The sequence below is a fragment of the Aurantiacibacter suaedae genome (assembly GCF_005434915.1).
Lineage (GTDB): Bacteria > Pseudomonadota > Alphaproteobacteria > Sphingomonadales > Sphingomonadaceae > Alteraurantiacibacter > Alteraurantiacibacter suaedae.
Map to the genome: position 1 here is coordinate 514,385 of NZ_SKCG01000002.1, position 9,032 is coordinate 523,416.

12 protein-coding genes are annotated in these 9,032 nt (G+C 64.7%); 7 read left to right on the plus strand and 5 right to left on the minus strand.

What is annotated here, in order from left to right:
- The first annotated feature begins 172 nt into the window (after positions 1 to 172).
- The 4 genes from E0473_RS08845 to E0473_RS08860 all read left to right on the plus strand — a co-directional run bounded on the left by E0473_RS08845 (position 173) and on the right by E0473_RS08860 (position 2,450).
- Complete coding sequence (locus tag E0473_RS08845; protein WP_137680499.1) at positions 173 to 436, plus strand: hypothetical protein; 264 nt, start codon at positions 173 to 175, stop codon at positions 434 to 436.
- A 42-nt stretch (positions 437 to 478) separates the two neighbouring features.
- On the plus strand, positions 479 to 1,327 hold the full coding sequence (locus E0473_RS08850; RefSeq protein WP_161981550.1) for a diacylglycerol/lipid kinase family protein: 849 nt from the start codon (positions 479 to 481) through the stop codon (positions 1,325 to 1,327).
- Positions 1,320 to 2,177 carry a metallophosphoesterase family protein gene (locus E0473_RS08855; protein WP_137680501.1) on the plus strand — a complete coding sequence of 286 codons (858 nt, stop codon included), beginning with the start codon at positions 1,320 to 1,322 and terminating at the stop codon, positions 2,175 to 2,177. Before E0473_RS08850 ends, E0473_RS08855 begins: the two co-directional genes overlap by 8 nt.
- 72 nt (positions 2,178 to 2,249) lie before the next feature.
- On the plus strand, positions 2,250 to 2,450 hold the full coding sequence (locus E0473_RS08860; RefSeq protein WP_137680502.1) for a hypothetical protein: 201 nt from the start codon (positions 2,250 to 2,252) through the stop codon (positions 2,448 to 2,450).
- A 61-nt stretch (positions 2,451 to 2,511) separates the two neighbouring features.
- Here E0473_RS08860 and rpsI read toward each other — a convergent pair whose 3' ends face one another.
- From rpsI to E0473_RS08880, 4 genes are all read right to left on the minus strand, one after another.
- A complete protein-coding gene (gene rpsI, locus E0473_RS08865) occupies positions 2,512 to 3,066 on the minus strand; it encodes a 30S ribosomal protein S9 (protein ID WP_137680503.1) in 555 nt (184 codons plus the stop codon).
- On the minus strand, positions 3,066 to 3,545 hold the full coding sequence (rplM, locus tag E0473_RS08870; protein ID WP_137680504.1) for a 50S ribosomal protein L13: 480 nt from the start codon (positions 3,543 to 3,545) through the stop codon (positions 3,066 to 3,068). The genes rpsI and rplM overlap by 1 nt, the downstream gene beginning before the upstream one ends.
- A gap of 189 nt (positions 3,546 to 3,734) precedes the next feature.
- The gene (gene cutA / locus E0473_RS08875; protein WP_137680505.1) at positions 3,735 to 4,064 is read right to left on the minus strand and encodes a divalent-cation tolerance protein CutA; all 330 of its coding nucleotides are present in this window, start codon (positions 4,062 to 4,064) and stop codon (positions 3,735 to 3,737) included.
- Positions 4,065 to 4,066: 2 nt separating this feature from the next.
- Entirely contained in the window at positions 4,067 to 5,101 is a 1,035-nt protein-coding gene (locus E0473_RS08880) for a COX15/CtaA family protein (RefSeq protein WP_137680506.1), read from the minus strand.
- Between the two features lie 109 nt (positions 5,102 to 5,210).
- Between E0473_RS08880 and E0473_RS08885 the strand changes: the two genes are divergently transcribed.
- The 3 genes from E0473_RS08885 (at position 5,211) to E0473_RS08895 (ending at position 7,178) form a co-directional block, all read left to right on the plus strand.
- The gene (locus tag E0473_RS08885; protein WP_241657417.1) at positions 5,211 to 5,567 is read left to right on the plus strand and encodes a MerC domain-containing protein; all 357 of its coding nucleotides are present in this window, start codon (positions 5,211 to 5,213) and stop codon (positions 5,565 to 5,567) included.
- A gap of 20 nt (positions 5,568 to 5,587) precedes the next feature.
- Positions 5,588 to 6,577: a sulfur carrier protein ThiS gene (gene thiS / locus E0473_RS08890; RefSeq protein ID WP_137680508.1), complete on the plus strand. Its 990-nt coding sequence runs from the start codon at positions 5,588 to 5,590 to the stop codon at positions 6,575 to 6,577.
- Positions 6,578 to 6,647: 70 nt separating this feature from the next.
- Complete coding sequence (locus E0473_RS08895; protein WP_137680509.1) at positions 6,648 to 7,178, plus strand: hypothetical protein; 531 nt, start codon at positions 6,648 to 6,650, stop codon at positions 7,176 to 7,178.
- A 15-nt stretch (positions 7,179 to 7,193) separates the two neighbouring features.
- Here the strand turns inward: E0473_RS08895 and E0473_RS08900 are convergent, their stop codons facing one another.
- Positions 7,194 to 8,990, minus strand: a complete 1,797-nt coding sequence (locus E0473_RS08900; RefSeq protein ID WP_137680902.1) for an AMP-dependent synthetase/ligase — start codon at positions 8,988 to 8,990, stop codon at positions 7,194 to 7,196.
- Positions 8,991 to 9,032: the final 42 nt, after the last annotated feature.

Genomic DNA, 9,032 nt, shown 5'->3' on the forward strand with positions numbered 1-9,032 from the left:
AACGGTCGCGGCGCACAAAAAGACCTAGGCGATTCCATGGACTTGGTCCGCTTCCGCTCGACCTTCCCCCGCGCCTGATCGACCGACGACAGCCGCTGCCGACGAACGACATACTGCGCTCCACCAGCGGCGATTTGCTTCGGCCTCTGGCAAGCGGCAGAAGGGCCCGATTATGGGAATCGCCCTCGCCTTCTTTCTTGGAATCGCCAACTTCCTGGCCCAAAGCGTGGTGCTCAACAGCCGGCACCCGGTGCTGTCGGGTCTTTCGCCGGAGCGGTTCCGGCTCGCCCGGCGGGCCAGTCTGGCGCTTGAATTCGCGCTGCTGGTGGCCGTGATGCTCGCCTCGCGCGCGGGGCCGGGGGCCTGGCTGGTGTTCTACGCGTTCTACACTTTGGGCAATGGCGCCGCGGCGTGGATGATATGGCGCAGTGTGTGACGGGAACCGGGGTATCTGACCCGCATTTTGAAAGGTATGGCGGTGAAGCAAGGCATCTGGCTCATTCATAACGAGGCGAGCGGCAGCAACGATGAAGCCGGGCTGGCGAGGGTGCGCGAACATTGCCGCGCCCGAGGCTTGCCCGTCGTTGACGAGACCAGCTTTCCGCGCGACGACTTGCCCACGCATCAGGCGCTCGACGCGGCCGGGATCGGGATCGCCGCGCTGTTTGCAGGCGATGGTACGATCAATGCGGCGCTCGATGCGCTCGCAGGCTGGAGCGGCAAGGTGCTGGTGCTGCCGGGCGGCACGATGAACCTGCTGTTTCACCGGTTGTTCGGCGATTGCGAGATGAAGGAGGCGATCGATGCCGTGGCCGAGGGCAGCGCGACGACCTGCCGTGCGGCCATGATCGAGAGCGCGGTTGGCAGTGGCTATGCCGGGGTGCTGACCGGCCCTGGAACCAGCTGGAACACCGTGCGCGAGGCGATGCGTAATCGCGACCTCGCTGGAATGGCGCGCGAGGCGAGCGACGCGCTCGAACATACGCTGGAAGGCCCGCCTGTCGCTTGTGTCGAACCGGCGCTGGGCAAGGCTGAGGGCTATCCGCTGATCCAGCTTGAGCCAACGCGCGAGGGTATCGAGATCACCGCGTTCCATGCCGAAACCACCGGCGAATATGTGAAGCAGACGGTGGCTCTGCTGCAGCACGATTTTCGCGCCGGTCCGCACGATGTGCTGGGCCGTGAGGACGCCGTCACCTTGCGCACCATCGGCGCGGAGGAGCTGGGTCTGCTGCTCGATGGCGAGCCTGTCAGTGCCAGCGGGGCGGTTACATTTCGTCTCGGAAATGCAGAGGTCGATATGCTAACGACGCGGCCCGATGGCTGATACCAAGCTTCTGTTCCACCTTTCCGATATCCACTTCGGCCTCGTCGACGAGCGGGCGATCGCCTGGGTCGCGCGCGAGATCAGCGAGCAATGCCCCGACATGGTGGCCATCACCGGCGACCTGACGATGCGCGCGCGTCAGCGCGAGTTCGATGCCGCGACCCGTTGGATCAACAGCCTCGAAGCGCCGGTCACGGTCGATGTCGGCAACCACGATCTGCCCTACTTCAACCTCTTCGAGCGGTTCTTCGATCCTTATCGCCGTTTTCACGGAATGAAGGATCTGGTCGAGCGCGAGATCGTGGTGCCCGGGCTGGCGCTGGTTCCGCTGAACACCACTGCGCGCGCACAGCCGCGCATCAACTGGTCGAAAGGCTGGGTGAGCAAGGGCGCGCTGCGCCGCTGCCTGGCCGCGATTGACGCTTTGCCCCCCGGAACGCGCGCGCTGGTCACCGTACACCACCCGCTGCGCGAGGTGGGGACCAGCGGCACGGCGCTCACCCATGGCGGGAAGCGCGCGCTTGACGAGCTGGCGAAGCGCGGCGTGCTGGCGGTTCTCAGCGGGCACGTTCACGACGCTTTCGACATCATGGAGCAGACCGATCACGGACCGGTGCGCATGATCGGCGCAGGCACTCTGTCGCAGCGCATTCGCTCGACCCCGCCCAGCTTCAACGAGCTGCACTGGGATGGCGAACAGCTTAAGGTCTGCGTGCGCAACCTGGAGCATGTCGGCACGCGCGAAATGCAGATCGACGATGTGCCCGAGGATGCCTTGCCGCCACGCGAACCGGGCGAACCTGTCGCGCCGGTCGGGCGCGTTCCGCCAAGCGATCCACCGGTTTACTGAGTTGACCTGAGACAATGCCCGAGGCCGTGCGCGGTGGCAGCATCCCCGCGTCCGGACAAAGGGAACTGGCTCATGTTGAAGATTGCGCTCATCCTCCATGCCGTCATCGCGACCAGCCTGATGGGCGCCGGTGTGATCGCCGTGCTCGCCATCGACATGCACGCCGGGTGGCGCGAAATTGCGCTGGCGGCTGTTGCAGGCTTCGTGCTGGCGATCCCGGCCAGCTGGCTGGTCGCACGGCAGATCCACAAGCTGCGCGGCGGCAACAGCTAAGCCGCAACGAAAAAGGGCGACCCCGCAGGGCCGCCCTTTCGTGTTCGGGTGAAGGCTGAAATCAGCGCTTCGAGAACTGGAAGCTGCGACGAGCCTTGGCACGACCGTACTTCTTGCGCTCGACCACGCGGCTGTCGCGGGTGAGGAAGCCAGCAGCCTTGATCGTACCGCGCAGGGCAGGCTCGAACTTGCTCAACGCCTGGCTGATGCCGTGCTTCACAGCGCCTGCCTGGCCCGAGAGACCGCCGCCTGAAACGGTGGCCACCACGTCGTACTGGCCCTGACGGTCCGAGATCGTGAAAGGCTGGTCGATGACCAGACGCAGGGTGGGACGGGCGAAATAGATTTCCTGGTCGCGGCCGTTGATGGTGACCTTGCCGGTGCCTGGCTTGATCCACACGCGCGCCACGGCGTCCTTGCGGCGGCCGGTGGCGTAGGCACGGCCCTGCGCGTCAAGTTCCTGCTCGCGCAGCGGAGCGGTGGGTGCAGCCGGAGCCGCTTCGCCAGCCTCGCCGCCAGCTTCGGTGCCCGCATCGGCAACGCCGCCGGTCACGTTCTTGAGGTCGGCCAGATCGTTCACCGAGTTGGTCTCGCCGCTTTTGTTTTCGTCGGTCATCAGGCGGATACCTTGTTCTTGCGGTTCATGGCGGCAACGTCGAGCACTTCGGGCTTCTGCCCGGCGTGGGGATGCTCGGTGCCGGTGTAGAGATGCAGGTTGCTCATCTGCACGCGGCCAAGCGGGCCGCGCGGGACCATGCGCTCAACCGCCTTTTCCAGCACGCGCTCGGGGAAGCGACCGGCCAGAACCTTCTCGGCGGTGGTTTCCTTGAGCCCGCCGGGGTGGCCGGTGTGCTTGTAGTAGGTGTGCGTCTTCATCTTGTTGCCGGTGAAACGCACCTTGTCGACGTTGAGCACGATCACGTGATCGCCGCAGTCGACGTGGGGGGTGTAGAACGGCTTGGTCTTGCCGCGCAGCAGGTTGGCAATGATCGAGGCGAGGCGGCCAACGACCAGACCTTCGGCATCAATCACAAGCCACTTCTTTTCAACCTCGGCCGGTTTGATCGACCGGGTGACTTTCGTCAGCGCCTTCATGGGCTATGGTATCCTTGCTATCGCCGCTGGCCGTGGGCCGGACAGCGATGAGTGAACTGGGCCGCTTCAGCGTAAATGCAGAATCATCTGCAACCGGCCTTGCGAAGGCGCGGCGTTTGTCCCGAGAGCGGGTTTAAGTCAAGCGAATGTGCGGGTTAGCGTGGAGGTAAAATAATACCTCTCGCCGTTTCACCCGCTGTGGCGCCCAGCGCATCGCCAAGCCAGTGTTTGCGGCGTTGTCTGATCGGCGTTCCAAGCGACGATCACCGGGGTTTCGTAGCTGTGCAACTCGTCGAGGCGCGCGATGGCGGCATCCATCCGGTCGGAGCTGGTCTTGCACAGCAGGCCATATTCCTCGCTCTCGTCGGTCGCGCCCTCCCAGGCGAAGACCGAGAGCACGGGCCCTATAATGTTGACGCAGGCGACCAGCTTCTCAGCCACCAGAGCCCGAGCAAGGCGGCGCGCTTCCTCGCGGCTTTCGCAGGGGCACCAGACCAGCGCTAGGCGGGCCGCGTCCATGCTCACCGCCGCTGGCCGACCGCATGAATGCCCCAGGCAGTACTCGCCACCAGCAGCGCGCCGACCGCTTGGTGGGCAACGGCGATCCAAAGATTCACCCCGGTCATCACCGTGGCAATGCCAAGCAGGATCTGCACACCCACCGCCGAATGGATCGCAATCGAGGCGCGCCGGTCAAGCGGACGCAGCTTCCGGGCGAGCACGATCAGCACGCCCAGCACGGCAAAAGCCCACCAGCGATGGAGGAAATGCAGCCAGTAGGGATCGCTGGTGAACGTCCACAGCACCCCGCGTGACCAGTCCGCCTCGGGCACCAAGCGGCCCTGCATCAGCGGCCAGGTGTCGGAGGCAAGGCCTGCGTTAAGCCCCGCCACCCAGGCTCCGAGCAGGAGCTGAACGAGCAGCATCACTGCCACCAGCATGCCGAGCGAAGTCATCCGCGCCGGGCCGATGCCGCGCGGCAAGGCGCGAAGATCGCGCGCGGTCCAGATGAGGCCGGCCAGCGTGAACAGCGCGGTGAGCAGGTGAATCGAGAGCCAGAAGTGGCTGACGTCGGTCATCTCGGTGTTAAGGCCCGAACGGACCATCAGCCAGCCGAAGGCACCTTGCAGCCCGCCCAGCGCCAGCAGGGCGAGCAGGCGCGGCTTGTAGCCCGCCGGGATCATCCCGCGCATCCAGAACACCAGCAGCGGCAAGGCAAAGGCCAGCCCGATCAGGCGGCCAAGCAGGCGGTGCGCCCACTCCCAGAAATAGATGAACTGGTAGTCGCCCAGCGTCATCCCGGCAGGCCCGGCGACCTGCTGGTACTCACCGATCTGCTGGTATGCTTCGAACTCGGCCTGCCATTGCGCCGTGGTCAGCGGGGGGATTGCGCCGGTGACCGGCTTCCATTCGGTGATCGAGAGCCCGCTTTCGGTGAGCCGTGTAATCCCGCCGATCACCACCATGGCGAAAACCATCGTGGCCACAACCAGCAGCCAGCGAGCCAATGCCAGCGGCCTTCCGCCGCCCACGAGAGAAATGTCCTGTGCGACCATAATGCGCGGGGCTCTGTGCCTTTTGCGCCGGCTTGGCAAGGGCATGAAACGAAAGTTCGCACTTGCGCAATGTTATAGCGTTACATACATGGGTCGAATGGAGCAGAGAATGCCCGGGATTCGCGGTCGATTCGATCGGCTAGGCGTGGTGCTGTCCGCACTGTGCCTGGTCCACTGCATCGCGGGCACGGTGTTGGTGGCCGGGATGGGCCTTGGCGCGACCTTCCTGCTCGACCCTGCCATTCACCGTGTTGGGCTGGTTGTGGCGGTCATCGTGGCGGGTATCGCCATTGGCATCGGTGCGGTGCGGCACCGGCGCCGGCTACCTTTCGTGGTCGCGATGACGGGCCTTTCGTTTATGGGCGGCGCGCTTGCGGTCGGCCACGGCGCGGAAGAGGTGGTGCTGACCATGATCGGCGTCACGCTGGTGGCCGTTGGGCACGTGCTGAACTTGCGCCACGCCTGAAGCGCGCTATCTGCTGGCACATGACCAGCACGATCTCCCTCACCGTCAACGGCGAAAGCCGCCGCACCTCCTGCGCCACCATTGCCGATCTCGTGCGCGAACTGGGCCTTGCCCCCGAGAAAGTCGCGGTCGAGCACAATGGCGAGATTTCGCCGCGCTCGGGGCTGGGAGAAGTGCAACTGGGCGATGGCGATCAGCTTGAGATCGTCCATTTCGTCGGCGGCGGATCGGGTGAGGCTGACGACGATAGCTGGGAAGTGGCCGGGCATCGGTTCACCAGCCGCCTGATCGTCGGCACCGGGAAATACAAGGACTTCGCCCAGAACGCCGCCGCAGTCGAGGCGGCGGGGGCCGAGATCGTCACCGTGGCAGTGCGCCGGGTGAACATCTCCGATCCCAGCCAGCCGGTGCTGATGGACCATATCGACCCCAAGAAGGTCACCTATTTGCCCAACACCGCCGGCTGTTTCACTGCCGAGGACGCGATTCGCACGCTGCGCCTTGCGCGCGAGGCGGGCGGCTGGGACCTGGTGAAGCTCGAAGTGCTGGGCGAGGCCAAGACGCTTTACCCCAACATGAAGGAAACCCTGCGCGCGACCGAGGTGCTGGCCAGCGAGGGCTTCAAGCCGATGGTCTACTGCACCGACGATCCGATTGCAGCCAAGCAGCTGGAAGAGGCGGGGGCGGTGGCGATAATGCCGCTGGGCGCGCCGATCGGCTCTGGCCTCGGCATCCAGAACCAGGTGACGATTCGCCTGATCGTAGAGGGCGCAAGCGTGCCGGTGCTGGTCGATGCGGGCGTTGGCACAGCCTCGGATGCGGCGGTGGCGATGGAGCTGGGCTGTGACGGCGTGCTGATGAACACCGCCATTGCCGAGGCAAAAGATCCGGTGCGCATGGCCCGCGCGATGCGGCTGGCGGTGGAGGCCGGGCGCCATGCCTATCTCTCCGGACGGATGGGGCGTCGGCGCTATGCCGATCCTTCCTCGCCGCTAGCTGGACTCATCTAATCACCACGTTAACCTTAAAATAACCGCGGCGGGCGACAGTCCTTGTACGAATCGCAAGGACCTTGGCCTTATGTCGTACCATTCCAGCACCGCTTCGCTTGCCATTGCCGAAATGCGTGAATTCGCCGGCTTTTCCGCGATAGAGCGCCTCTTCATCGAACGCAGCCTCGACATCGCGCTGGGGCGCGGTGATGCCTTCAAGCAGTGGTGCCCCGATGGCGGCAATGCCAGTGCGATTCGCAAGCAATACCTCGCCTATCGCGAGCTGCGCAGCTTGCGTGAGGCAGCGCCGGAACTGAACACGATGGACGGCCTGTCCTATTACATGGGCGCCATGGTTCGTATCGCGGCGCAGGATCTGGCGCTCGAACAGCTGGAGACCTTCTCGGCTTTCCGCTTCTTGTACGAACGTCTGCTCGGCGCTTCGGCGCGGCCTTATCTGCCGGCGGTGTTCTGCGCCGCCGCCGCGCTGCCGCAGATTCGCCCCGGTATCCGCCGGGTACTGCTGCAGAGCCTCTCGGAAACGGCAGCCACCGCCCCCGGCTGGTCCGAGCGCGAACCGAGCTTCTTTCCCGAGCGGGTGTTCAGCGACGCCGCCTGAGCCGGATCTGGCCGGTCAGTAAAGCGCCTCAAGCCGCTCGCCATAGGCGGCGCGGATAAAGGGGCGGCGGATCTTCAAGGTCGGCGTCATCTGATCGTTCTCGACGCTGAACGGCGCGTCGGCGAAGGCGAACTTGCGAATCTTCTCGATCACCGAAAGGTCGGAATTGGTGCGGTCGATCGCGGCTTTGATCGCGCTGCGGAATGCGGGCGACTCGCGAAGGCTGGCAAGGTCCGCGCTTTCGCCGTTTGCTTGCGCCCAGCCCTTCATCCACTCTTCATCGGGCACCACGAGGGCGACCATATAAGGCTTCTTGTCGCCCGCCACCATCGCTTGCGCGATCTCGGGCTGCAGCGTGAGCATCCCTTCAAGCTTTTGCGGCGCGACGTTATCGCCCTTGTCGTTAACGATAATATCCTTCTTGCGGTCGGTAATTGCCAGCCGTCCGCGCTTGTCGATATGGCCGATGTCGCCCGTGTGCAGCCAGCCATCCTTCATGGCGACAGCGGTATCGCGCGGGTTCTGCCAATAGCCCTTCATCACCAGCTCGCCGCGCACGAGAATCTCGTTATCCTCGCCAATGCGCACCTCGACATCGCGCAGCGGCGGGCCGACGGTTGTAAGGTCGATCCCGACCGAGGGCAGGTTCACGCTGATAACTGGCGCGCTTTCGGTCTGGCCGTAGCCTTGCAGCATGGTCAGCCCCATCGCCTGAAAGAACCCGCCGACCTCGGGGTTCAGCGGCGCGCCGCCCGAAACCAGCGCCTTGATCCGCCCGCCGAACAGCGCGCGCACCTTGGGGCGCAAGGTTGCCGCGAGCAGGGCTTCGGTGGGCTTGTCGATCAGACCGTGGCGATTGTTGGCCACCTTTACGCCCAGCTTGAGCGCGCGCCCCAGCAGGAACCGGGCGCTACCGCCCTTCTTTTCTACCTGCTTGATGATCTTGGCCCGCAACACCTCGAACAGGCGCGGCACCACAATCATGAAGGTCGGCTGCGCTTCTTCCAGATTGCTCGAAAGCTTGTCGAGCCCTTCCGAAAACCAGATGTCGGCACCCAGGCCAATGGGCAGATAGAACCCTGCCGTATGCTCCATCGCGTGGCTGAGCGGCAGGAACGACAGGAATCGCTCCTGTTCCCAGCCGAACTCCTTGGCGAGCAGTTCGCCGGCCGCGCCGACATTGTGCAGGATCGCCCCGTGATGAAGCATCACTCCGCGCGGGCTGCCGCTGGTGCCGCTGGTGTAGATGATACAGGCTAGGTCGTCGCGCGTGACGGGCGAGATGCGCGCCTCGACTGCTGCGCGTGCCTCGGCGTAGTCGCCGCGCACCACTTCGCTCCACTGGTGAACCCGGAAATCGCCCGCCTGTGACGAGGGGACCGGGTCCATCGCGATGACATGGCCGATGCCGCCGGTGCGGATGATGGCGGGAAACAGCGTCTTGCCCAGCTTCTCGCCCGAAACGAACACCGCGCTGGCGTTGGAATTATCGATTATGTGACAGTGATCGCTCACCGTGTTGGTGGTGTAGGCGGGCACTGTCACACAGCCTGCCGCCATGATCGCCAGATCGGCAATGCACCATTCGGGTCGGTTTTCGGACACGATCACCACCCGGTCGCCGTTTCCAAGGCCCATCTTGTGCAGCCCCTGTGCCAGCAGGCAGACTTGCCGCGCGGCTTCGGCATAGGAGATCGAGGTCCAGCTGCCGCCATGTTTGGCGGTCAGGAAGGGGGCCTCGCCCTGCTCGTCGGCGCGCTGCAGAAACAGGGCGACGAGGTTGGGAGCCGTGAAAATATCGTTCAGTTGCACGCGCGTGCGATCCTCTCGTGCGGCTGCTGGCGCAACCTGCCA

Bases quoted from the DNA above. Each gene is read 5' to 3' on its own strand.
- E0473_RS08860 (WP_137680502.1), top strand. From the start codon at position 2,250: ATGTTGAAGATTGCGCTCATCCTCCATGCCGTCATCGCGACCAGCCTG.
- thiS (WP_137680508.1), top strand. From the start codon at position 5,588: ATGACCAGCACGATCTCCCTCACCGTCAACGGCGAAAGCCGCCGCACC.
- E0473_RS08855 (WP_137680501.1), top strand. From the start codon at position 1,320: ATGGCTGATACCAAGCTTCTGTTCCACCTTTCCGATATCCACTTCGGC.
- E0473_RS08845 (WP_137680499.1), top strand. From the start codon at position 173: ATGGGAATCGCCCTCGCCTTCTTTCTTGGAATCGCCAACTTCCTGGCC.
- E0473_RS08885 (WP_241657417.1), top strand. From the start codon at position 5,211: ATGCCCGGGATTCGCGGTCGATTCGATCGGCTAGGCGTGGTGCTGTCC.
- E0473_RS08880 (WP_137680506.1), bottom strand. From the start codon at position 5,101: ATGGTCGCACAGGACATTTCTCTCGTGGGCGGCGGAAGGCCGCTGGCA.
- rplM (WP_137680504.1), bottom strand. From the start codon at position 3,545: ATGAAGGCGCTGACGAAAGTCACCCGGTCGATCAAACCGGCCGAGGTT.
- cutA (WP_137680505.1), bottom strand. From the start codon at position 4,064: ATGGACGCGGCCCGCCTAGCGCTGGTCTGGTGCCCCTGCGAAAGCCGC.
- rpsI (WP_137680503.1), bottom strand. From the start codon at position 3,066: ATGACCGACGAAAACAAAAGCGGCGAGACCAACTCGGTGAACGATCTG.
- E0473_RS08895 (WP_137680509.1), top strand. From the start codon at position 6,648: ATGTCGTACCATTCCAGCACCGCTTCGCTTGCCATTGCCGAAATGCGT.